The sequence below is a fragment of the Rhodoplanes sp. Z2-YC6860 genome (assembly GCF_001579845.1).
Classification (GTDB): Bacteria; Pseudomonadota; Alphaproteobacteria; order Rhizobiales; family Xanthobacteraceae; genus Z2-YC6860.
In genome coordinates this window covers 43911-67246 of record NZ_CP007440.1, presented here as the reverse complement: position 1 = coordinate 67246, position 23336 = coordinate 43911, and the positions used below count along the sequence as shown (strand labels likewise).

The following is a 23336-nucleotide window of genomic DNA, read 5'->3' as shown; positions in this document are numbered from 1 at the left end:
AGTTGACCGGCGGTTTTCCCGGCTGCTCCTTTGCCATCAGCTCCCTTTTGGCAACGAAGAAAGGGCTGGCCGCGGCTTTTTGGGCATGATTTCAGGGCTACGCCATGTCGATCCATCGGCTTGAATGTCTACTGTCGCCCCGCTCCTTGGCCGTTGTCGGCGCGAGTCCGCGCGAGCATTCGGTCGGTCGTAAGATCTTGAAAAATCTCCGCATCGCGGGCTTCAAAGGTGGCATCCATCTGGTCAACCCGAAATATGCGAACATCGAAGACGTTGCGGCAGTAAAAGACATCTCCGCTCTGCCGGCCATCGACCTTCTGATCATCGCGTCGCCGCCTCCGACGGTTCCTAACATCGTCGCCGGCGCGGCCGCCAAGGGCATCGGCGCGGCGGTCATCATCACCGCTGGTCTCGGTCAGGGGCCGGGCTCGCTCGCCGCGGCGTGCGCAGCTGCAGCGCGCCAGCACGGCATGCGGCTCCTTGGTCCCAACTGCCTCGGCATCCAGATGCCGCGCATCAAGCTCGATGCGAGCTTCGCGGCGCATATGCCACAGCCGGGCGACCTCGCTTTGATCTCGCAATCGGGCGCGATCGCCGCCGGTCTCATCGAATGGGCAGCGCGGCGCTCGATCGGCTTTTCAGGGATTGTCTCGATTGGCAATCAGATTGACGTGGATTTCGGCGATCTGCTCGATCACTTCGCCACCGATCGCTCAACGCGCGCGATCGTTCTGTACATTGAGTCGATTCAGGACGCGCCGAAGTTCATGTCGGCAGCGCGTGCTGCGGCACGCGTCAAGCCCGTGATCGTGATCAAGGCTGGCCGCCATGCCCAGGGCGCAGCCGCGGCACGCACCCACACCGGCGCGCTTGCGGGCTCGGACGCGGTCTACGATGCGGCCTTCCGGCGGGCAGGGCTCATTCGCGTGATCGACCTCGACGAGCTGTTCGATGCGGCAGAGACCCTCGGTCATGTGCGACCGTTTTCGGGAAAGCGGCTCGCGATCCTGACCAATGGCGGCGGTATCGGTGTGCTGGCCGTCGACCGGCTGATCGATCTTGGCGGCGAGCTCGCGCAGCTTTCGCCGGAGACGATCGCGGCGCTCGACGGCAAGCTTCCGCCGATCTGGTCGCGGGTCAACCCGGTCGACATCGCGGGCGATGCCGATGCCGCGCGCTATGGCAACGCCATGGAAGCATTGCTGGCCGACCCTGCCAACGACGCAGTGCTGGCGATGAATGTGCCGACCGCGCTCGCCTCCGCCACCGAGGCCGCCGCTTCCGTGGTATCAGCGGTCGAACAGCATCGCGGGCACACCGCACCGTCAAAGCCGGTGTTCGGCGTATGGGTTGGCGACGGCGGCGCCGCGGAAGCTACGCTCGAAGCCGCTGAAATCCCGCACTACCGATCGGAAGCGGATGCGGTGCGCGGCTTTATGCACTTGGTGCGCTACCGCGAAGGTCAGGACGCGCTGATGGCGGCGCCATCGAGCGTGCCGGCCGATTTCAAATGTGACACGGAAGGCGCCCGGCGCATCGTGCAGCGGGCGCTCGCGGCCGGCCGCGTCTGGCTTGATCCGATCGAGATCGCCGAGCTGATGGCCGCCTATTCCATTCCGATCACACCGGTTGCGCTGGCCCGCAATCCCGATGAGGCTGCAGCCGCAGCGAAGCCCTGGCTCGCGCAAGGCGCAGTCGCGGCCAAGATTCTCTCACCCGACATCGTGCACAAGTCGGATATCGGCGGCGTGCGGCTCAACCTCACCGACGAGAAGGCCGTGCGCGAGGCCACAGCCGACATCCTTGAGCGCGCCCGAACTGCCAAGCCCGATGCCCGCATTACTGGCGTCACGATCCATCCCATGATCGTGCGTCCTAGAGCGCGCGAGCTGATTGCCGGCATCGCCGACGATCCGACCTTCGGGCCGGTGATCGTGTTTGGCAGCGGAGGCACCGCGGTCGAGGTGATCGGCGACAAGGCCCTGGCGCTGCCACCGCTCGATCCAAGACTCGCCGACGATCTGATCGGGCGGACGCGGGTCTCGCGTATCCTGAAATCGTATCGCGACATCCCTGCGGCCGACCGAACCGCAGTCGGGCTTGTGCTCTGTAAGCTAGCGCAACTCGTGGCGGACATCCCCGAAATTAATGAAATGGACCTCAATCCGCTGCTCGCAGACGAGACCGGCGTCATCGCGCTCGACGCCCGCGTCGCGGTGGCCAAGCTCGCACCGAAATCCGACCGCCGCGCATCGGCGCGTCAGCGCCTCGCCATCAGGCCCTACCCCAAAGAATGGGAGCGCCATATCCGGCAGCCGGATGGCACACGGCTCTTCATCCGCCCGGTGCGCCCCGACGACGAGCGTATTTATCCGGCGTTTCTCGATCGGGTGACCGAGCACGACCTGCGGATGCGATTCTTTGCGCCGGTGAAAGACTTTTCTCATAAGTTCGTCGCACGCTTCACCCAGATCGACTATGCGCGCGCCATGGCCTTCGTCGCGCTCGACGAGGCGTCGGGCGAGATGCTTGGGGTCGGACGGCTTCATATGCTGACCCACGCCGATACCGGCGAATATGCCGTGCTGGTGCGCTCCGATCTCAAGGGTCGCGGGATCGGCTGGCTCCTGATGCAGACCCTGATCGAATATGCGCGAGCCGAGGGCATCCGCACCATTCAGGGCGATGTGTTGGCCGAAAATACCACCATGCTTCGAATGTGCGCCGAACTCGGGTTCGAGGTCGCGGATAACCCGAACGAACCGGGGGTTCGTACCGTCAAGCTAACGGTTGCAAGAACCGCGTAACATCAACCGGCGCGCGGATCGCGAGCACGACTATTTCCGTCGATGACTGTTGCCACCGTCGATCAAGCTGCCGTTTCGACGCTCACAATCCTAAAGGTGTGCTCGGATTCCTGATCGCGCAACGTCACATATTCGCCGGGCACCATCGCATGCGAGGCGAAGCGATAGCCGGCCTCGTCGTCGTCCACGCGTGTCTTGTCATAGTCGAACACCCAGCGGGCATGCTCGCTGCCACCGGGCTTGTGGACCAGAACCCCGACCCGATCGTCGGCTCCCTGCCAAAAGCGCCGCACCAGGCACTGCTTGGGATAGGCCTTCCATAGTGCAGCATCGATGTGCCCCTGCGCATCAAGCGGCGCCACGAACTCGTAGCCGTGATGCGTCGATCCCGCGGGAAACTCCTTGGAGCGGGCGAGCTGCAGACGAATACGCTTGAACGCGTGCGGAAGTTTCATGGTGCTCTCCACGATGACGTGTCACCATGGCGGAAGCCCAGGCTGTGTGCTTTGACACGGATCAAACCAGATCATCCCCGCTGAGATCAGCCGCTAGGGCACCAGAACAGCGGCGCCCTGCAACGCACCGCGGCGCAGGTCTGACAAGGCTTCGTTGGCGCGCGTGAGCGAATAGCCGGTAGTATGGGTCGCAATCCCGACCTTGGGCACCACATCGAAAAACTCGACGCCATCACGCCGCGTGAGATTAGCCACTGAGACGAGCTCTCGCTCTCCCCACAACAGGTCATAGGGAAAGCTCGGGATAGCGCTCATATAAATGCCGCCGCAGACCACTCGGCCGCCTCTGCGTACGGCCTTCAATGCGGCCGGGACTAGCGCGCCGACCGGAGCAAAGATGATCGCGCAGTCCAGAGGCTTAGGCGGATCTTCGTCCGAACCTCCCACCTAGATGGCTCCGAGCTTGCGGGCGAAGTCCTGACCCGCGACATCGCCGGACCGCGTGAAGGCAAACACCTCACGCCCCTGCCAGCGCGCCACCTGGGCGATGATATGCGCGGCGGCGCCGAAGCCGTAGAGTCCGATACGCCGACCGTCCCCGGCCATGCGCAGCGAGCGCCAGCCGATCAGGCCGGCGCACAGCAACGGTGCGGTGGCCTGATCGCTGCCGTTATCCGGAAGCTGAAAAACGAAACCGGCATTGGCCAGCACATGGGTGGCGTAGCCGCCGTCGCGCGAGTAGCCGGTGAATTGCGGTCGTTCGCAGAGGTTCTCGCGCTGCTCGCGGCAATAGCGGCAGCTGCCGCAGGTCCGGCCGAGCCAAGGTATGCCGACCCGCATGCCAACCGTTAGACTGTTGACGTTCGGGCCTACCGCACTGATCCGGCCGACAATCTCGTGTCCAGGCACGATCGGCAAACGGATGTTGGGCAACTCGCCGTCGACAACGTGAAGGTCGGTGCGGCAAACACCGCAGGCAGAAACCTGCACGCAAACTTCGCCTTCGGCGGGCTTGGGGTCCGGCCTTTCCATGAGCGTGAGCGGTTCGCCGATCCGTTGGAGAACCATGGCCCGCATAGCCTGTTCCTTGTTCGACGTTCTGCGTCGGGCTCTCGGTATGCTGATGCCGGACTGCAGCGTTGATCTGCATCAAGCATCGCCACTTTGACCTGCCTCAATTCGCAACGATCGATCACGGCGCATCATGCATCCCATCAAATGGAGGTGCCCCATGAAAGCTCAAGACGTGATGTCCCGCCCGGTATTTTCGGTCGAGCCGACGGATTCGGCGACGAGTGCCATTCGCATCATGCTGCAGAACCACATTAGCGGTCTGCCTGTCATCGACGCCGAAGGCCGTCTTCAAGGTATGCTCACCGAAGGCGATTTCCTGCGGCGGACTGAGACGGCAACGCAGCGACAGCGGCCCCGATGGCTGGCATTTCTCGTTGGTCCCGGACGTCTCGCAGACGAATACACGCGAACCCACGGGCGCAAGGTCAGCGAGATCATGACGCCCGATCCAGTGACGGTCATGGAGAACACACCGCTCGAAGAGGTGGTCTCGCTGATGGAGAAGCGCCGGATCAAACGCGTTCCGGTGATGAAGGATGACAAAGTCGTAGGCATCATCAGCCGCGCCAATCTGCTGTATGCGCTGGCGAGTCTTGCCCGTGAAGCCAAGCCCACAAGCCTCGATGATCGCGCCATCCGCGAGCGCCTGTTTGCGGAGCTTCAGGGCCAGAGCTGGGCTCCGACTGGTTCGCTCGACATCATCGTGCGCGGCGGCGTGGTTGAGCTCTGGGGTACGATTATGGATGAGCGCGAACGGCAAGCCACGATCGTCGCCGCCGAGAACATCCCGGGGGTAAAGCGCGTCGATGACCATTTGGCCTGGATCGAGCCGATGACCGGGATGGTGGTCGAAGCCGACGGCACAGTGACCTATCCGATCGGCAACCGCTAACCGGCGGACTCGTCCCCTCGATCAGAGAGTGAGGCGCGCATGCGCAAAATCATGATTGTGGTTGGGCATCCTCAGACCAACACATTCTGCCGAGCGTTGGGCGAGGCCTATCGGCGCGGAGCCACGGCAGCGGGGCACACGGCGACGCTGTTCGCGCTCTCGGAGATGAAGTTCGATCCCATCCTCCGTGAGGGCTACCGCAAGGAGCAGATGCTGGAGCCCGATCTGCAGGCCGCCTACGATGCGCTCGCGGCCTGCGATCACCTGGTGCTGATTTTTCCACTGTGGTGCGGCGATATGCCGGCCCTGCTGAAGGGCTTCATCGAGCGCGTGCTCCAGCCCGATCTGATCCACCGGCAGGACACGGATAACGCCATGAACTGGTCGATCTTCAAGAACAAGAGCGCCCGCGTCGTCATCACCATGGGTATGCCGGTCTCAATCTATCGCTTCTGGTATGGCGGCCACGCCTTGAAGCTGATCACCCGCAACATCCTGAAGTTCATCGGCATCACCCCGGTGCGCCACACGCTGTTCGGCATGATCGGAACGTCGAAGCCCGAGACCCGGGAGGGTTGGATCGCTGAGATCGAGGGGCTCGGGCGTCAGAGTTCATAGCGCCTGCCACCTCACCACGCTGGCAACCATGAGATCACCCATGCGCGGCCGCGTTTGAGCCAAGTCAATGGCAGTTCTGGCCCACCACGATATTTGTCCCATGTTCCATCGAAACGAGGCTGTCCCATGATCAAGGATGTTCTGGTCAATCTCGGCGTCGGCAAGTCACGCGACGCCGCCGGTGATTTTGCGATTTCCATCGCCCAGATGTTTGACGCTCACCTGACGGCCAGGGCCGTCGCGTGCAAGTTGCCGGTCGGCGGCTCCGTCCTGGACGGCGTTACTGCAGATATCGTCGACGGCTGCACAGCGCAACGGAAGGCAGCAGCTTCGCAAGCGAAACAATCGTTCGATGACCGCGCGCGGCTCGCCAGTATCAGAGCCGATTCCGGGCTCTTGATAGATTATGTGGCGGAGGTCGCCCAGATATTCGCCGGCGCCGCGCGACATTACGACCTGTCGGTGGTTGGCCAACCGGAACCCGAAAATGACCTTCCGGAAAGCCTGATCAATGAAGCCGCGCTATTCGATTCCGGCAGGCCGGTTCTGATTGTGCCTTACATCCAGAAGACTGGCATCAAGCTCGATCGCGTCATGCTATGCTGGGACGGCAGCCGCAACGCGGCTCGCGCGGTGGGCGATGCCATGCCGTTCCTGCAACGGACCGGCAAGATCAGCATCGTGACAATCGAATCGACGGAGCAGCGGAACATGATTCGCGGCACCCAGATTGCCGAGCATCTCGCTCGCCATGAACTGAAGGTCGATTTGATGCCGATCGTCGCTCCCGATAGCGAGGTCGCCAATGTGATCCTCTCACAAGCCGCCGATATGGACACCGATCTCATCGTGATGGGCGGCTATGGGCACACGCGGCTGCGGGAATTCGTCCTCGGCGGCGCCACGCGCGACATGCTGAAAAGCATGACTGTGCCGGTGTTGATGTCTCATTAGTCGGAGGCAGGCACCAGGGCCGGACGGTTGGACGAGAGGACGCGGCTTGGCACTGACATTGTCATTTCTGGGTGGAGCAGGCACGGTCACCGGATCAAAATACATGCTCGACAATGGCGAGCACAGGATCCTGATCGACTGCGGCCTGTTTCAGGGCTTCAAATCGCTGCGTCTCAAGAACTGGGCGCCGTTGCCAGTCGATCCCAGCAGCCTTGAAGCCGTCATTCTGACCCATGCTCATATCGACCACTCGGGCTATTTGCCGCTGCTGGTGAAGCGCGGTTTCAGAGCGCCCGTGTTGGGGTCTTCGCCGACCGTCGATCTCTGCAAAATTCTGTTGCCCGATGCCGGCTACCTCCAGGAGAAAGACGCCGACTTTGCGAACCGGCATGGTTTCTCAAAGCACAAACCGGCTTTGCCGCTATTCACTCAAAAAGATGCAGTGGATTCGCTTGAGCAACTCGTCTCGATGTCATTTTACAATGAGCGGTCCTTGCCATGCGGCGCCACGACTTGCCTGCGCCCAGCCGGCCACATCCTCGGCGCCGCGTCAGTACGAATCCAGTGGGCCGGCGTGACTACGGTGTTCTCCGGCGATCTCGGACGGTATGACGACCCGATCATGGTCGATCCGGAGCCGTTCGAACGAACCGACTATCTCCTGGTCGAATCCACTTATGGCAACCGCTTGCACGCCAAGGTCGATCCCGCCGAAGCCTTGGCTTCTGTCGTCGAAAAAACGGTCGCGCGCGGCGGGACGGTCGTCATCCCTGCCTTCGCTGTCGGTCGAGCTCAAAGCCTGCTTTTCCATCTCCATAAGCTGAAAGCTGCGGGACGTCTTCCGAATATCCCGATCTTCCTGGACAGCCCAATGGCGCAGGACGCCGGCGAAGTATTCTGCAAGCACACCGAAAGCCACAAGCTGTCCGCAGACGAATGCCGGCGGGCCTGCGCGGTTGCGCACTACGTGCAAAGCGTCGAGGAATCAAAGGCGCTGACCGCCAATCTGATGCCGAAGGTCATCGTATCGGCCAGCGGCATGGCGACCGGCGGTCGTGTGCTGCACCATCTCAAACAGTTTGCGCCGGACCCGAAAAACACGATCCTGTTTGCGGGCTTCCAGGCTGGTGGCACCCGCGGCGCCGCCATGCTGGCTGGCGCCGATCGCATCAAAATGCACGGTGAATACGTTCCAGTTCGCGCGCAGGTCAGCAATCTCGACATGTTGTCGGCCCATGCCGATTCGGACGAACTCCTTCGCTGGCTGCGAGGCTTCAAGGCGCCGCCCAAAATAACGTTCATAACGCACGGCGAGCCTGTCGCGGCTGATGCGTTGCGTCATCGGATCGAAGAAGAGCTGGGCTGGCCATGTCTAGTGCCGGATCACGGGCAACAGGTCTCGCTGACATGAATGACAAAAACTCAGAGCCGGCGCCTAAGACAACAACAAGCACGCTTCGAGCGCGGCGTCTCGGGCTCGACACCCAATACGAAGCCGTGGTGTTCATGCGGCAGGACTGTCAGGTCTGCAGGTCCGAAGGCTTTTTGGCTCACACCCGGGTCTTGTTGAGCAACGACGGACAGGAGATCGTCGCGACGCTCTATCAAGTCATGGGAGATCTGATCAGACGCGACGAGGCGGCGCTGTCGGAATCGGCGTGGAAACGGCTCGGCTTGAAGGAAGGAGACCGCATCTCTGTCTCGCATCCCTCTCCCCTCGATTCGCTCAGCCATGTGCGCAGCCGCATCTACGGCCATGATCTGACGGAAGCCTCCTTGCACGCCATCATCGAAGACGTGGTGAGCGGCAAATACTCGGATATCCATCTCGCTTCCTTCATCACTGCCTGCGCGACACGCCCGCTCGATCACAACGAAGTCCTCGCGCTGACCCACGCGATGGTCGAAAGCGGGGAGCGCCTCAAATGGCCGGCTGGGACGATTGTCGACAAGCACAGCATCGGCGGGCTTCCCGGCAACCGAACCACGCCGATTATTGTGCCGATCGTAGCTTCATTGGGGCTGGTCATGCCGAAGACGTCGTCCAGGGCGATCACATCGCCGGCCGGCACGGCTGATACGATGGAGACCCTGGCGCCGGTCGATCTCGATACGAAAGAGATCCGCCGCGTCGTCGAGTGTGAAGGGGGCTGTATCGTCTGGGGCGGAGCGATCAGGCTCAGCCCGGCCGATGACATCCTCATCCGGGTCGAGCGTGCGCTCGACATCGACAGCGAGGGACAGATGATTGCTTCGGTCCTGTCCAAGAAAATCGCCGCCGGATCGACCCATGTCGTCATCGATATGCCGATCGGCCCGACCGCCAAGGTTCGAAGTGCGGAGGTTGCGGAGGCGCTGACCTCAGGATTGGCAAGCATCGGCGAAAGCTTCGGCCTGCAAACGCGGGTGGTGTCGTCCGATGGAGCGCAGCCGATCGGCCGCGGCATCGGGCCCGCCCTCGAAGCACGGGATGTGCTTGCCGTGCTGAAATGCGAGCCAGATGCACCTTCCGACCTGAGGGAGCGCGCGCTCGTACTGGCGGCAGCTTTGATTGAGCTCGCAGGCATTGCCTCCAGTGACAAAGCCCACGCGTTGGCCGCGCAGACCTTGGATTCTGGCCGCGCCTGGACGAAATTCCAACGCATCTGCGAGGCCCAAGGCGGCATGCGTATGCCGCCCCTTTCGCATCAGCGTCGGCCCATCCTGGCGGAGCGTCCCGGCAAGGTCCACGCCATCGACAACCGCCGGATTGCCAGGCTGGCGAAGCTCGCCGGCGCGCCGGAAGACAAGGCAGCGGGCATCGATTTGCATGTACGGATCGGCGATTCAGTGGCCAGCGGTCAGCCGCTCTGCACAGTTCATGCTGATGCGCCGGGCGAACTCGCGTACGCCTTCGATTACGCCTCAGCCAATCGCGACATCATCCTGATCGGCAGCCCATGATCCCGCCGCTTTTCATCGCGATGCCGGGCAACGAAAGGCTGACGCGCGCGATCGCTGATCTTCTTGCGGCCGATGTCGGCGAGATCGAAATTCGAGCATTCCCTGATGGGGAGACCTACCTGCGATATCTCGCAGACGTGACCCGACGCTCGGTCACGATTGTCTGCACGCTGGCCAAACCAGATGAGAAAATGCTGCCGCTTATCTTTGCGGCGGAAACCGCCCGCGAACTCGGCGCTGACAGAGTTGGGTTGGTTGCTCCTTACCTCGGCTACATGAGGCAGGATCGGCGGTTCAAGCCCGGAGAGGCCGTTACGTCACGACAGGTCGCCGGACTGCTGTCAGACGCGTTCAACTGGCTCGTCACCGTCGATCCACATCTGCACCGCTACGCCTCGCTCTCCGAAATCTATCGTATCCCGACCGCAGTGGCGCACGCGGCACCGCTCATGTCGGAGTGGATCAGATCGAACGTGCCAAACCCGCTAATCATCGGGCCGGACAGTGAAAGCGAGCAATGGGTCTCGGCCGTGGCAGCCGATGCCGCTGCTCCATTTACGGTTCTCGAGAAGATCCGCCACGGAGACCGCGACGTTTCGATTTCAATTAAAAACGTTGAGGAGCTTGATGGACGAACACCCGTGCTGATCGACGACATCATTTCTAGCGGTGGAACAATGCTGGAGGCTGTTCGTCTCTTGCTGGCGCGGCGGTCGCCGCCGCCGATCTGCATCGCCGTTCACGGCATTTTTGCGGATGCTTCCGATCAGATCCTTGCTCAGGCGGGTGCACGCGTAGTCACATCGAACAGCATTCCTCATGTGACAAATAGAATGGACCTTGCGCCGCTAGCGGCCGCGAGTATCCGCGAAGCGCTTGCTGACGACGTCCGAGCAGATTTCCAATAGCCGAGCGCAATCCGACCGATCGCAGACCAAACGCCATCGTCCGAACTGGACCCGCAGACTTCTTTGGGCAGCAAAGACTTTGACATGCATCAATACGCTTGTGCCGGCTGCGCGATTTGATTGTTTGAGTGGGAGGACATTGAAGATGCATTTGCGCAACTCGACAGCGGGTTATGGTGCCATCCCACAAACCATGCATTGGATTACGGTCGCGCTGGTGATCCTTGCTTGGGCTCTTGGTCAATTCGACGATGTGTTTCCCAAAGGCGCCGCACGGGCGGCGAGCCTGTTTGTACACATCTCCACGGGGCTCGCAGTAATCGGGATCCTTGTGCTGCGCTTGTTGTGGCGGCTCGCTGATCCACCGCCGCCGATCGAGCACACGATTCTAGGTGTATGGCTCGATCGTGCTGGACGGCTCATTCATTATATCCTTTACGGCCTTCTGGTCGCCGTTCCAATTTCCGGGATCCTGCTGCAATTCGCGCGTGGCGACACATTGCCGCTGTTTGGTCTGACGGAGATCGCCTCACCGTGGGTTGCTGATCGCGGCTTCGCCCGCTCGGTCAAGGAAATTCATGAGGTGCTCGCAAACGCATTGATCATCCTTGCAGCCTTTCATGCCGCCGCTGCACTTCTTCACCATTGGGTGCTGCGTGACCGAACGCTTTTGCGGATGCTCCCTCTGGCATGGCGCTAGCATCGCGCTGGTTAAAGCCGAGCTGACAGGTATCGTGCAGGCCGGAGACAAGTTTGCTGGGCAGCAGGGTCGCCTTGGCGACCCGCCGAGCAACGAAGAACGGCACAAGTGGTCTTTAGCATGTCTCGGCAGTTCACCGGCCTTCGGAAAATCGAGGCGGCATCTCGACTCAAGATCGAGGGCTTCAACGAGCTACCCCGTCCTGACCGCCGCACCGCGCTCAGGATTGCGCTTGAGGTGCTGCGAGAGCCAATGCTCGCGCTGTTGCTCGGGGCGGGGTTGATCTACCTCGTCTTGGGGGACCTTAAAGAGGCGACGATTCTACTCGCGTTCGCCATCATGTCGATTGGCATCACTATCGTTCAAGAGACGCGTACCGAGCGCGTGCTAGAGGCCCTACGTGACCTGACTAGCCCTCGCGCACTGGTTATCAGAGACGGCGAGCTTGAGCGCATCGCTGGGCGCGATGTCGTACGTGGTGATCTCATCATGTTGGCAGAGGGAGATCGCGTTGCAGCCGACGGTGTTCTCCTCGAAGCAGGCGACTTGCAGATCGACGAATCTCTTCTGACTGGCGAGTCGGTCCCGGTGCGCAAACGCATCTCGGCGGCTGTTCATGAGACTACGGTTCGACCAGGCGGCGAGGAATCGCCATTCGTGTATTCAGGGTCGTTGGTGATACGCGGCAGTGGAATTGCTGAAGTCATAGCGACAGGGTCGCGGAGCGAAATTGGCAAAATCGGCCAATCGCTACGTCACCTGGGAAACGAGCCTCCCCGCCTCAAAATTCAAACCGCACGATTGGTTCGCCTCTGTGCTATCGGCGGGGCGCTCGTCAGCCTCGCCGCCATCATCCTCTACGGGACCTTGCGAGGAGCCTGGCTCGACGCACTCCTCGCTGGGATCGCAATAGGCATGTCGATGTTGCCGGAAGAATTTCCGGTCGTGCTCACCGTATTCATGGCGATGGGAGCCTGGCGAATTTCACGAGCGCGCGTTCTCACTCGCCGCGCAGCATCCATCGAGACGCTCGGCTCCGCAACGGTACTGTGCACCGATAAGACGGGCACTCTCACAGAAAACCGCATGACGATTGCGGAGCTTCGGCTGCCCGACGGACAAATCTTTGCAAACCGGGGTCCGATGGATTCATCGATCGCGGCTCAATTCTGCGACCTTGCCGCCCACGGTGTGCTTGCGAGCGCTCGCGAACCCTTTGATCCTATGGAAAAGGCATTTCACGTCTTCGCGACGGACCATCGTTTGAGCGACAAAGATGGCATGCCGGAACCGGACTGGAAGCTTGTGCGCACTTACGGTTTGAGTCCTGACTTGCTAGCGATGACACAGCTTTGGCAAAGGAGCGAGAATTCCGCTGAGCGTGTCGTGGCTGCCAAGGGCGCGCCCGAGACGATTGCGCGACTTTGTGGCCTTCATGGTCCGGAACTAAGTCGGATTCGGCAGGCGATTGACGCCATGGCCGCGGACGGTCTGCGTGTGCTTGGTGTGGCCAAAGGCAAGCACACCGGAGACACTTTCCCCCAGTCGCAGGCCGATTTTTCGTTTCGTTTCGCCGGTCTGGTTGGTCTGGCCGACCCTTTGCGCAAGAGTGTTCCAGATGCCGTACGTGAATGCCGTACGGCCGGCATCCGGGTCATCATGATCACCGGAGACTATCCGACAACCGCCCGAGCCATCGCCAAACAGGCCGGTCTCGATGCCTCCGAGGTCCTGACGGGCGACGCAATCCAGCCGCTCGGCCAAGCCGAGTTGGCACATCGGGCCAAAACCATCAGCGTCTTTGCGCGAATCATGCCCGAACAAAAACTACGAATCGTACAAGCGCTGAAGGCTGACGGAGAAATCGTCGCAATGACGGGTGATGGTGTCAACGACGCACCGTCGCTTAAGGCTGCTCATATTGGAGTTGCGATGGGCGGACGCGGAACTGACGTGGCGCGGGAAGCCTCCTCCATTGTTCTGCTGGATGACGATTTTGGATCAATCGTGGCTGCCGTGCGGCTCGGACGCCGCATCTACGACAACCTTCGGAAGGCCATGGGCTTTATATTTGCCGTGCATGTGCCGATCGCAGGCCTTGCGCTGCTGCCGCTAGCTTTCGGCTTGCCCATCATATTGAACCCTATTCACATCGCCTTCCTCGAAATGGTGATTGATCCGGTGTGCTCCCTGGTCTTCGAAGCTGAGACCGACGAGAAAGATGTCATGAGTCGGCCGCCCAGGCCCTCTGATGAGACACTTTTTTCTTGGCCGTTGGTTGGCTGGAGCGTTTTGCAGGGTGTCCTGGCTTTTGCATTGGTGGCCGCCGTTTTCATATTTGGATTGAAGCGCGGCATGCCTGAAGACGAGCTACGGGCTTTGGTCTTCTTCTCGCTGGTGACTTCGATCTTCAGTCTTATTCTGATCAATCGCTCGTTTGGCGCTTCGCTGGCCGCAGCCTTTAAACGCCCGAACCCCGCACTGGCTTGGATTCTGCTAGGTGTCGTCGCAATCCTTGCCGTCAGTCTCTCGTGGCCCAGTGCAAGCGCTTTGTTCAGATTTGGTCCATTGCATCTAGACGATCTAGCTCTGACGCTCATTGCAGGTGCAGCGGTGTTGATTGTTCTCGAATCGCTGAAGCCATTTTGGCGCACCCAATTGCGACTGTGAGCGCATCTGCGTTTTTTGATCTGAATCAAGTGCTCGGAACCAAATGCATGCGTCCTATTTTGAATGTGGCAGCCGATTTCATCAGCGCCGTTCGACCGCGATATCGAAATTGCTGTGGTCAACGAAGATGGCGAACACCCGCTGGTGTTCGCCTGCCGGCGGGTTCCAGGCGGGTGGATTGCTGCGAAAAGTAAGCGTTGGTTGGATATACGCCCGACACATTGGCGAGAGTGGGTGCCAAAGGAACCGTAGTGACAGTCAGATGCGATTACGTTCGACTTCTTCTGCCACGCGCTGGCGGTATGTCAAAAAGAGGCTTTGGGTCTCTATAAACCCATCCAGCAACGCTTGGGCGTCTCGAAGACCATCGTGACCGTCGCGCTGCATGACCACCACACGCAGTCGCTGTGCTTCGATCCGCTGCGCACCGTTCGTAATGTGTCTTTCGAGCCGTTCGAGCAACTCCAGATCTTTGCCAAGCTTATCCTCTTCCTCGACCAGAAGCTTGTGAACGCGCGACCTCACGTCCGGCCGGATGTCATCCGACAGCAGCATTTCTTGAAAATGCTTGATGTTTTCGCACGCGATGAACCGATCTACGGTCATGCTCTACCCCAACACGGTTCGTGATTGATTTTACCGGATGCCGATCAGGTCGGCCAGCGCCCTGCAGGCTGCCTCAAACAGAAGCCCAGGAGCACTCTGCCTCGCGGGGTGTTGCTACAGTTGAGAATCAAGACGCCTGGGCGGGTTGGGATCTGCCTGCTAGAGCGGTTCACTTCTTTTCTGAATCGCTGGGGATTCCGCTGGGCTTCGAATTGTGATTCAAGCTGCTGGCTGGGTTGGAGGCCAGCAGCTCATGACCCGACCTCTGTCCAATGATCTGCGTGAGCGTGTCGTTGCGGCGGTGCGGAACGGTGAGAGCTGCCGGACGGTGGCTTCGCGGTTCGGCGTGGCGGTGTCGTCGGTGGTGAAGTGGTCTCAGCGCTATCGGACGACTGGCTCAGTGTCGCCGAGCAAGATGGGTGGATATCGCAAGCCGGTGCTCGATCCGCATCGGGCCTTCATCCTGGAGCGCATCAGACAGACCCCGCATCTGACCCTGCATGGGCTGAAGGACGAACTTGCCGCGCGTGGGGTAAAGGTCTCGCACAATGCCGTGTGGCTGTTCCTGCGGCGCGAAGACCTGCGGTTCAAAAAAAACACTGTTCGCGCTTGAACAGGCCCGGGCCGACATCGCCCGCAGACGAAAGCGCTGGCGATCCTGGCAGGCCGGTCTCGATCCACGGCGTTTGGTCCTCATCGACGAAACCTGGATCAAGACCAGCATGGCCCCGCTGCGCGGATGGGGACGCAAGGGCGATCGCCTGCGAGCTTACGCGCCGCATGGTCATTGGCGGACGCTGACCTTCCTCGGCGCGCTCCGCCACGACGGCCTCACAGCCCCTTGCGTGTTCGATGGCCCGATCAACGGCGAGTGCTTCCGAGCCTATGTCCAGCAGCAACTCGTTCCCGCACTGAAGGCCGGCGATATTGTCGTCATGGACAACCTCGGAAGCCACAAGGCTGCCGTGCTGCGACAGATCATAAGAGCAGCCGGAGCCAGGCTCTGGTACCTGCCGCCCTACTCGCCGGACCTCAATCCGATCGAGCAGGCCTTCGCCAAGATCAAACATTGGATGCGCATGGCTCAAAGGCGCACCATCGACGATGTCTGGCGCCAAATCGGCAGCCTCGTCACAACCATAGGCCCCCGCGAATGCAGCAACTACTTCGCAAACGCCGGATACGCTTCCGTCAAATTGTGAACCGCTCTAGCTTTGCCAAAAAGGCAGCGCAGCCCAGAGCAAAACGGCGCCCGCCGCCAGCGAGCCGAGAGAAAAGGTTACGACATTCATCGTAAAGCGGACTCGCCCAAGGACTCCGGGTGTCGGTGGCGACAGCACAAAGAATGGCGACAGCTGCCTCGCGACTGCCAAGCGACTGAGGTGCCAAGCGCGCCAACGACAGGGTGATCGCGTCGACATCGATCAGACCCACCACCACGGCGCCGGCAATCGTCCAGTCGCCACCAAGCCGGTCGGCAATGAGACGCCCGGCGACCATGCGATGCCGGGAAACAAGGCAAAGCCGCGATCACCGGCCAGAAGCCAAACGGATTTCCGAACTTGAACTTCCCTAATGCAGTCGCGCCGGATCAGGCGGCGGACGTCACCAGCCGCTCGACCTCGTAAATCGGGCTCTTCACGAGATCCTTATCAATTTCCTGCACGATCGCACGTCGAAGAGCGGGCGAATAAGCGGGCCTGATCATTCCCAACGCACGCGGCGGGGCGATCATTGTGAGCGCGCCGGTCTGACCTGCTGCGACCGCTGAATTGAGTCGGTGCGCGAGATCTTTGAGGAAAGCGCGTTCGGATTCGTCATGCCAGTCAGTCTGACTGACAGCGCTACGCCGCGTTCCAACGGATTGGAAAGAACGTCCAGGGGGAGCGGCGCCTTGTTCGTGGGTTGATGCATCCGGATGGTCGTGCGATTCCCTTGCATGCAGAATTGGGAACTTCTCGTCGCCGGTGTTTTCCAGGATCAAGGCCTTGCGGCCGTCGCACACCACGACCCAGTCGCCATGTCGTATAGCGGGCTTTCTCATCTGCATTCTCCCTGCATCGACCTACGATATTCGGTCAGCCATTTAGCCGCTCAAGCCCCGACCGCTTCAGCAGCACGACGCGTCGCGAGCAGGGCAGAGCAATGAGTCCAATGTCCCTAAAGTGCGTCATGGAGCGCGAAACCGTCTCGATGGTCAGCCCGAGATGATCGGCAATGTCCTGCCGGGTCATCGGCAGCTCAAATTCGACGGTGTTGGAGCTGCGAGAAGCCATTGCGAGCAGAAATGAGCTGACGCGCTCCTCGGCGCTGCGGATCAGCTGCAGAGCATGCGTTTGAGCGCGGGCCAAATCGGCAGTCGTGATCTCCCAGAGTTTTCGAGCGACGTTCAAGTCCCGCTTGGCACGTTCAATGATGGCGCTGCGTTTGAACACCACTACGCTGGTCGCGCCCATCGACTCGCAGGACGATGAATGCTCGTCGCCGATCTCAAGCCCGAAGAAATCACCCGGCAAATAGAACGCGCTGATCTGACGCCGGCCGTCGGCAAGGATCCGGCTGCAGCGCACGCTGCCGCTGACGACTTGGTACAGATATTCCGCCGGTTCGCCTTCTCCAAAGATTTCTTCGTTGCGGGCATAGGCCATTTTCGCACCCATCGAACCCAACTCGTCGCTGAGAGTGGCCCCGAGTATCGCTGCCGGTGCACGGGCATCGAGCGTCGGCTGGGTCTTGGCATTCACCGCCTTGGTCACGATCGGCATCGGCTTGCTCCCTAAATTGCTGATGGAACATGCTCGCCTATGGGGACGCGCTGCAAAATTCAGATAATCCCCCTAAGGGGAATCCCTTAGGCGCCAAACTGACGAAAGTTGTTAGAATCCAGCGTCAAAGGAGCACAATATGGCCGCTCGGTTTGCAGGTGCGACCTGCTTGGCATTGTTGACAGCAGGGCCCATTCAGACGTTCGCCGCAGACGTAAAGAACGGTGAGACCCTGGCACGGCGGTGGTGCTCGCCTTGCCACGCCGTCTCGCAGGATCAGCGCAGTCCCACTGGCGAGGCGCCGCCATTCGGCAGTATCGCCCGAACGCCCGACCTTGAGGCAGGCAAGCTCGCGCTCTTTCTGCTCCTTCCACATCCGAAGATGCCGGACATGGGGCTAAGTCGTCCTGCTGCCGCGGACCTTGCCGCCTACATTTCAAGCTTGAAATAGGTCCTCGGCGGGCAACTCGTTGAAACAGACATGTGGCGCTCTGCAAGCTCAATAGACAAAATTCCGACCGATCGAGATCTGCGGTTGGCCGTCATCGACGCATTGGGAAAAGTGCATGCGTTGGTATTTCCCTGCCGGAGGATTGGATATCGGTTGGTTGATGCCCGGAGCGAGCGCACCGTGGATGTTCGACCGACCCACTGGCAGGATTGGGTCGAGTAGAGGCGCCGCGCATGGGCTCGTGCAGGCGCGGACCGGCACCCGTGACCGAACAGGTCTGACCGATGCCTAGAGTGGCCGTCTGCCTGAAGCTTCCGGAGAACCGCATGACATCGCCAACTCGCGTCTGCCAGAAGGCCATTGTCGCGGTACTCATCGTTTTGATGTGGTCCGCTCCCTCGACGGCCGACGCGCTCACCTTGCAGCGACGTGGGCAGACGTTGGCGAAACGGATGTGTGGTCAATGCCACGCGATCGGCAAATCCGGCGAAAGCCCACGTGCGGGTGCGCCGCGATTTGCACATTTCGGGGATCGGCTTGATCTTTCTACCTTCGCACGACGGCTTCGCCGTGGTTTGCTTCCTGGTCATGAAGATATGCCGATGTTCCGGTTCAGTCGGCCGGACGCCGACGCGCTCGCCGCGTATGTCCGCAGCATCCAGCAATAGCGACCGTCGATCCTCAGTGGGAAAGCAGACAGCAGACTGGGCTGCGGGTAAGCAACGCTTCGGTCACGCCGCCGAAGATCCATTCGCCCACCCGGCTGTGCCCGTAGGCGCCCGCAACAATGAGGTCTGCGGATTCTCGCTGCACGAACTGGAGCAAACTGTCCTCTGCCACATCCTTCAGAGGCTGCACCCGTTGCAACACTGAAGTGATGTGATGGGAGGCCAAATATTGCACGACATCGCCTAGCCTTTGCTGTGCCGGGCCCACTTCGTGCGGGCTCTGGCAGAATTCGACTACAATCACCGTTTCGGCCTGCTTAAGTAACGGCAGAGCGTCTCGAATGGCTCGACGTGCTTCACGTGTATCCTTCCAGGCCACCACGACCTTTTTCGCATCCATGGAGCTGACACCCGGCGGCACCAGAAGAACCGGCCGCCCCGCGCCCAGCAATAGCGAACCAGGATCGACGTAGAGATAAGGGTCGAGATTTCTCCGTTCTCTGGTGATGACCAGAAGGTCGGCAGCGCGAGCTTCTCGCATCACGTATGGGGTTGGAAATTCCTGGGCGCATCGCCACTCTACTCTCTGGCCCTTAAGCCCAGCAACTTTCTTGAACTCCTCGCCCCGCGCTTTGAGTGCGACACTTCGGCCGGCGATTTCATCGGTTGTCAGCTTAGGATCTATGACCACGCCCTCAATCGCGAAGGGAGGTCGCGGCGTCCACGAGCTGATCCCGATCAGTCGGGATTGAAAGCGGTCGGCCAATTGCGCAGCGATGCGGACGCGCCCATCCAACTCGCCGCCGGCATCAACGTGCACCATGATCGTTGCGTAAGACATGTTCGATATCCTTGCCTCAGGCAGGGCGCGCAGCCGCGGCCGATTTATTTCAAAATATTGGGTTGGAATTTTCGCGTCCTGACCCAGATCAAAACCGCGATCGGGCCGCACGGCGGCGCCTTTGGTTGAGCGGCATCAAAGCCACTGTTGGTCTCATGTGCCGTAGTAGTGTCATGAACTCGTCAACTGATGAGAGCCAGTTGAGCTGCCCGCTTGGCGTTGCAGCCCCCGCCGTTCCGCGGAACGTGCTGTTGCTGGGCGTTGTCAGCCTTTTGATGGGCATGTCCTCAGCCATGATCTACGGCATCCTGCCGGTCTTCCTCGTCACAGCTCTCGGTGCCAGCATCGCATCCGTTGGCGCAATTGAGGGGCTCGCTGAGGCCACCACCTCGTTCACCAAAATCCTCTCAGGTTACGCCAGCGACCGGCTCGGCCGCCGCAAGCCTCTGGTCTTGCTCGGATATGTGTTGTCGGCCGTGAACAAGCTGGTGTTTCCCTTGGCCTCGTCCGTGACCATCGTGCTTCTGGCGCGGATGGCCGACCGAGTCGGCAAAGGTATTCGCGACGCGCCGCGGGACGCTCTCCAGACCGACATCACACCATCGGCGGTGCGCGGGGCTGGATTTGGTATCCGCCTTGCGCTTTACACCACAGGTGCGTTGATCGGACCGCTGGCCGCCATTGTGCTCATGAAACTCAGCGGCGACGATTTCCGGTTGGTGTTCTGGATTGCGCTCATCCCGGGATTTGCCTGTATCCCTGTGCTTTTGATCGGCGTGCGAGAGCCCCTCAATACATCGGCCGTTCACCGGCCGGCTATCTGGTGGCAAGACTTGAAGCAACTCCCTGCGCCGTTGTGGTGGGCGATCCTGTTGACCGGCATTCTTGCTCTGGCGCGCTTCAGTCCGGCATTTCTGGTTCTCAAGACACACGAGATTGGAGCCGACGCCGCACTGGTGCCTGGAGTTCTGGCGCTGATGTACCTGGTTTACTCGATTTCGGCCTATCCGTTCGGCTTGCTGGTCGATCAAACCGACCGCTACGTCCAACTGAGCGTCGGCATAGCGGTTCTGATCGGCGCCGATCTGGTGCTGGCCTTTGCCGGCACGATCTGGATCGCAATGGCAGGCGCTGCCCTGTGGGGCCTGCAGATGGGGATCACCCAAGGGCTGCTCAGCACTGTGATCGGCGACAATGCACCGACAGGCTTGCGTGGCACCGCGTTCGGGTTGTTTGATCTCGCGGTCGGGGTCGCGACGTTTCTGGCAAGCACCGCCGCGGGGCTGTTTTGGACGCTTGGCGGGCCGACCCTCACCTTCATCTCGGGCGCCTTTATTGCGGTCCTCGCCCTGGCAGTCTTGATCCTGCGTCCCGCGATCGTTGCGCGGGTCGACTGAGCCTGCGGAAGAAGGCCTTTCCATTTGATCAATCGCAAAGCGCGCGATCCCGCGGCGCTCTATCCATGTATCGACCTTAAGCCAGGAGAACGCACCAGGAGGGTTGCCATGAACTGGTCGATCCATAGTGCAAATGCTCACACACATCTGAAGATTGTTGCGATTGCACTGCTAGCCGCGATGGCGTTGGTTTGGGGCAGCCTTGCCACTCACATGTCGACGGTTTCACGTGACACCCCGATGCTTCACGGCATTCTGTCACGGTGAGGCCGATGCTAAGCCGCTTTCCAGCCCCGGGCGAATGCGAGCCACAGGATCACACGGTGGTGTGGTTCACGGTGCTGGGCATGGCTATGGCGGCTCTGCTGCCGTTCGTGATCTGACTTGAAGCCTGTAAACCAGAACCCTGATGGACTGAGCCATGCCGCACAAACAAGTTCTGTTCCGATCCGCCGCCCGCGAAAAGATTCTGCGCGGCGCGACGCAGTTGGCTGACGCGATTCGCGTCACGCTCGGTCCCCGTTCCAAATCGGTGCTCATCGAGCGCAAATGGGGCCCGCCCATCGTGTGCAATGACGGTGTCACCATCGCCAAGGAATTCGACCTCAGGGACCCGGAGGAGAATCTCGGCGCCCGCATGCTGCGTCAGGCGGCCGAGCGCACCGGGGACGTGGTCGGCGACGGCACCAGCACATCGACAATCCTAGCTCATGCCATCTTCGCCGACGGGCTGCGCAATGTCGTCGCTGGCGCCAGCGCCATTGACATCAAACGCGGCCTGGACCGCGGCGCGAAATGCGCCATCGAGGCGCTGAAGGCGCTGTCGCGGCCGGTCGCCACCCGCAAGGAAAAAGCACAGGTTGCCGCAATTTCGGCCCACAATGACATGGCCATCGGCGAGCTCGTGGCCGACGCGATGGAGAAGGTTGGCGGCGAAGGCGTCATCACGGTCGAAGAATCCAAAACCACCGAAACCGTGCTCGACGTGGTCGAAGGCATGCGATTCGACCGAGGCTATCTGTCGCCCTATTTCGTCACCAATGCCGAGAAGATGGAGGCAGTGCTGGAGGATGCCTTCGTTCTGCTTTGCGACCGCAAGATCAGCGCCTTGAAGGACTTGATCCAGCTGTTCGAGCAGGTGGCCAAAGCCGGCCGGCCGCTGCTGGTTATCGCGGAAGATGTCGAGGGAGAGGCCCTGGCGACGCTGATCGTAAACCAGCTCCGTGGGACGCTGCGAAGCTGCGCCGTCAAGGCGCCGGGTTTTGGCGACCGCCGCAAGGCGATGCTCCAGGACATCGCTGAGCTGACGGGTGGAGAGCTCGTTGCCGAAGAGCTTGGCGTGACGTTAGAGCACACCGAGCTGAAGCAGCTCGGCCGCGCCAAGCGCATCGTGATCGACAAGGACAACACAACGATCATTGGCGGCGCTGGCGATCGCAAGCGGATCGACGGGCGGATCGAGCAGATCCGCCGCGAAATCGAGAAGGCCACGAGCGACTACGATAAGGAAAAGCTGCAGGAACGTTTGGCCAAGCTGGCCGGCGGTGTTGCGGTGATCCGCGTCGGAGCGCCCGCCGAAGCCGAGATGAAGGCCAAGAAGGAGGCGCTCGACGACGCCATCAGCGCCACCAAGGCGGCAGTCGCGGAAGGGATCGTCCCGGGCGGCGGCCTGGCGCTGCTGCGGTGCATTTCCGTTGTTGAGCAGGAAGAGGCCAAGTGCGCCGGAGACGAGCGGACCGGCATCCAAATTCTCAGGCGCGCCCTTGAGTTTCCTGCCCGTCAGATTGCCGAGAATTCCGCCGTGGACGGTGGCGTGGTCGTGGCGCGCATGCTGGCTGGCCAGGGCAGTTTCGGTTTCGATGCCGGACGCAAGGAATATGTCGATCTGATCGAGGAGGGCATCATCGATCCGACCAAGGTTGTCCGTGTCGCGCTGGAAAACGCCGTTTCAGTCGCGAGCGTCCTGCTGCTCACCGAGGCCACCATGACGGAAATCCCAGAGCCGCAAAAGGAGCGCACCCTGGAACCAGAAATGGCGATGTGAAGGCAGGTAGAGCAGGAGGCTTACATGAGCGCGCAGGGTCTTGAAGGTCTCGAACGCACCGTTCAGCTCACGCATATTTGGATCAATGATCTCGATCGCCGGCTGAAATGGAACGACAAGCCGCGCAGCTATCGCCTGCTTAAGGCCGTGCTCCATGCATTGCGCGATTCCTTGAAAATCAACGAAGCCGCTGACCTGGGTGCGCAGCTCCCCGGCCTTTTGCGGGGAGCCTATTACGAGCAGTGGCGCCCGGCAGCGACGCCGGTCAAAGAACGGAGCATCGAACAGTTTCTCAATCGCGTGAACGAGTCATTCAAACGCGACCCGCTGGCGAACCCGCCGATGGCCGTGATGGCCGTATTCCAGCTCTTGAGCAAGAAGATCAGCGAAGGCGAGATTGAGGATGTCCGACGCTGCCTGCCGGCGCAAATCCGCAATGCTTGGCCGGAAAATGCCACAACGCCTAGCAACATTCGTCATTAGTGGCTGCATATCCGAAAGAGGCTCGCTGCGATGTTAGCCATGGCGTTTCTCATCGCGGAA

At 60.8% G+C, this 23336-nt stretch carries 21 protein-coding genes and 1 pseudogene; 15 read left to right on the top strand and 7 right to left on the bottom strand.

What is annotated here, in order from left to right; translation table 11 throughout:
- Positions 1-104 precede the first annotated feature (104 nt).
- On the top strand, positions 105-2807 hold the full coding sequence (locus RHPLAN_RS00295; protein WP_068012873.1) for a bifunctional acetate--CoA ligase family protein/GNAT family N-acetyltransferase: 2703 nt from the start codon (positions 105-107) through the stop codon (positions 2805-2807).
- A gap of 62 nt (positions 2808-2869) precedes the next feature.
- Here RHPLAN_RS00295 and RHPLAN_RS00290 read toward each other — a convergent pair whose 3' ends face one another.
- On the bottom strand, positions 2870-3262 hold the full coding sequence (locus tag RHPLAN_RS00290) for a hypothetical protein (protein WP_068012871.1): 393 nt from the start codon (positions 3260-3262) through the stop codon (positions 2870-2872).
- A 93-nt stretch (positions 3263-3355) separates the two neighbouring features.
- A pseudogene (locus RHPLAN_RS00285) lies at positions 3356-4339 on the bottom strand (zinc-dependent alcohol dehydrogenase family protein).
- Positions 4340-4493: 154 nt separating this feature from the next.
- Here RHPLAN_RS00285 and RHPLAN_RS00280 point away from each other — a divergent pair.
- From RHPLAN_RS00280 to RHPLAN_RS00245, 8 genes are all read left to right on the top strand, one after another.
- Positions 4494-5228 carry a CBS domain-containing protein gene (locus RHPLAN_RS00280; RefSeq protein WP_068012869.1) on the top strand — a complete coding sequence of 245 codons (735 nt, stop codon included), beginning with the start codon at positions 4494-4496 and terminating at the stop codon, positions 5226-5228.
- Between the two features lie 39 nt (positions 5229-5267).
- On the top strand, positions 5268-5846 hold the full coding sequence (locus tag RHPLAN_RS00275) for an NAD(P)H-dependent oxidoreductase (protein ID WP_068012867.1): 579 nt from the start codon (positions 5268-5270) through the stop codon (positions 5844-5846).
- Positions 5847-5972: 126 nt separating this feature from the next.
- Complete coding sequence (locus tag RHPLAN_RS00270) at positions 5973-6800, top strand: universal stress protein (protein WP_068012865.1); 828 nt, start codon at positions 5973-5975, stop codon at positions 6798-6800.
- A gap of 46 nt (positions 6801-6846) precedes the next feature.
- Positions 6847-8211 carry an MBL fold metallo-hydrolase RNA specificity domain-containing protein gene (locus RHPLAN_RS00265; protein ID WP_068012863.1) on the top strand — a complete coding sequence of 455 codons (1365 nt, stop codon included), beginning with the start codon at positions 6847-6849 and terminating at the stop codon, positions 8209-8211.
- The gene (locus tag RHPLAN_RS00260; protein WP_068012861.1) at positions 8208-9743 is read left to right on the top strand and encodes a thymidine phosphorylase family protein; all 1536 of its coding nucleotides are present in this window, start codon (positions 8208-8210) and stop codon (positions 9741-9743) included. Before RHPLAN_RS00265 ends, RHPLAN_RS00260 begins: the two co-directional genes overlap by 4 nt.
- The gene (locus RHPLAN_RS00255) at positions 9740-10651 is read left to right on the top strand and encodes a ribose-phosphate pyrophosphokinase (protein WP_068012859.1); all 912 of its coding nucleotides are present in this window, start codon (positions 9740-9742) and stop codon (positions 10649-10651) included. Before RHPLAN_RS00260 ends, RHPLAN_RS00255 begins: the two co-directional genes overlap by 4 nt.
- Positions 10652-10796: 145 nt before the next feature.
- Positions 10797-11351 (top strand): cytochrome b, encoded by a 555-nt coding sequence (locus RHPLAN_RS00250; protein WP_068030279.1) that lies wholly within the window; start codon positions 10797-10799, stop codon positions 11349-11351.
- 120 nt (positions 11352-11471) lie between these two features.
- On the top strand, positions 11472-14021 hold the full coding sequence (locus RHPLAN_RS00245) for a cation-translocating P-type ATPase (protein ID WP_068012856.1): 2550 nt from the start codon (positions 11472-11474) through the stop codon (positions 14019-14021).
- A gap of 258 nt (positions 14022-14279) precedes the next feature.
- Here the strand turns inward: RHPLAN_RS00245 and RHPLAN_RS00240 are convergent, their stop codons facing one another.
- Positions 14280-14627: a hypothetical protein gene (locus RHPLAN_RS00240; RefSeq protein ID WP_068012855.1), complete on the bottom strand. Its 348-nt coding sequence runs from the start codon at positions 14625-14627 to the stop codon at positions 14280-14282.
- Between the two features lie 253 nt (positions 14628-14880).
- On the opposite strand from RHPLAN_RS00240, the gene RHPLAN_RS38040 reads away from it, so the two are divergent.
- Positions 14881-15829, top strand: a protein-coding gene (locus tag RHPLAN_RS38040; protein WP_157099974.1) for an IS630 family transposase whose coding sequence is annotated in 2 segments (ribosomal slippage) — positions 14881-15216 and positions 15218-15829 — 948 coding nt in all. Because the reading frame shifts where the segments join, the coding sequence is not laid out codon by codon here.
- Here the strand turns inward: RHPLAN_RS38040 and RHPLAN_RS00225 are convergent.
- From RHPLAN_RS00225 to RHPLAN_RS00215, 3 genes are all read right to left on the bottom strand, one after another.
- Positions 15819-16127 (bottom strand): DUF4010 domain-containing protein, encoded by a 309-nt coding sequence (locus RHPLAN_RS00225; protein WP_068012845.1) that lies wholly within the window; start codon positions 16125-16127, stop codon positions 15819-15821. The two genes, RHPLAN_RS38040 and RHPLAN_RS00225, sit on opposite strands and share 11 nt — an antisense overlap.
- Before the next feature lie 91 nt (positions 16128-16218).
- Positions 16219-16671, bottom strand: a complete 453-nt coding sequence (locus RHPLAN_RS00220; RefSeq protein WP_068030275.1) for a host attachment protein — start codon at positions 16669-16671, stop codon at positions 16219-16221.
- Between the two features lie 34 nt (positions 16672-16705).
- The gene (locus tag RHPLAN_RS00215) at positions 16706-17392 is read right to left on the bottom strand and encodes a helix-turn-helix domain-containing protein (protein ID WP_084244069.1); all 687 of its coding nucleotides are present in this window, start codon (positions 17390-17392) and stop codon (positions 16706-16708) included.
- 777 nt (positions 17393-18169) lie between these two features.
- On the opposite strand from RHPLAN_RS00215, the gene RHPLAN_RS38915 reads away from it, so the two are divergent.
- Entirely contained in the window at positions 18170-18511 is a 342-nt protein-coding gene (locus tag RHPLAN_RS38915) for a c-type cytochrome (RefSeq protein WP_198164662.1), read from the top strand.
- Between the two features lie 13 nt (positions 18512-18524).
- Here RHPLAN_RS38915 and RHPLAN_RS00205 read toward each other — a convergent pair whose 3' ends face one another.
- Positions 18525-19352 (bottom strand): universal stress protein, encoded by an 828-nt coding sequence (locus RHPLAN_RS00205; protein WP_068012841.1) that lies wholly within the window; start codon positions 19350-19352, stop codon positions 18525-18527.
- A 173-nt stretch (positions 19353-19525) separates the two neighbouring features.
- On the opposite strand from RHPLAN_RS00205, the gene RHPLAN_RS00200 reads away from it, so the two are divergent.
- From RHPLAN_RS00200 to RHPLAN_RS00190, 4 genes are all read left to right on the top strand, one after another.
- Complete coding sequence (locus RHPLAN_RS00200; RefSeq protein WP_068012839.1) at positions 19526-20749, top strand: MFS transporter; 1224 nt, start codon at positions 19526-19528, stop codon at positions 20747-20749.
- A gap of 108 nt (positions 20750-20857) precedes the next feature.
- Positions 20858-21016, top strand: coding sequence for a hypothetical protein (locus RHPLAN_RS38910; RefSeq protein WP_157099972.1), 159 nt, complete (start codon positions 20858-20860; stop codon positions 21014-21016).
- 154 nt (positions 21017-21170) lie between these two features.
- Positions 21171-22793: a chaperonin GroEL gene (gene groL / locus RHPLAN_RS00195; protein ID WP_068012836.1), complete on the top strand. Its 1623-nt coding sequence runs from the start codon at positions 21171-21173 to the stop codon at positions 22791-22793.
- 24 nt (positions 22794-22817) lie between these two features.
- Positions 22818-23276: a DUF2267 domain-containing protein gene (locus RHPLAN_RS00190; protein WP_068012834.1), complete on the top strand. Its 459-nt coding sequence runs from the start codon at positions 22818-22820 to the stop codon at positions 23274-23276.
- The last annotated feature ends 60 nt before the right edge of the window (positions 23277-23336 follow it).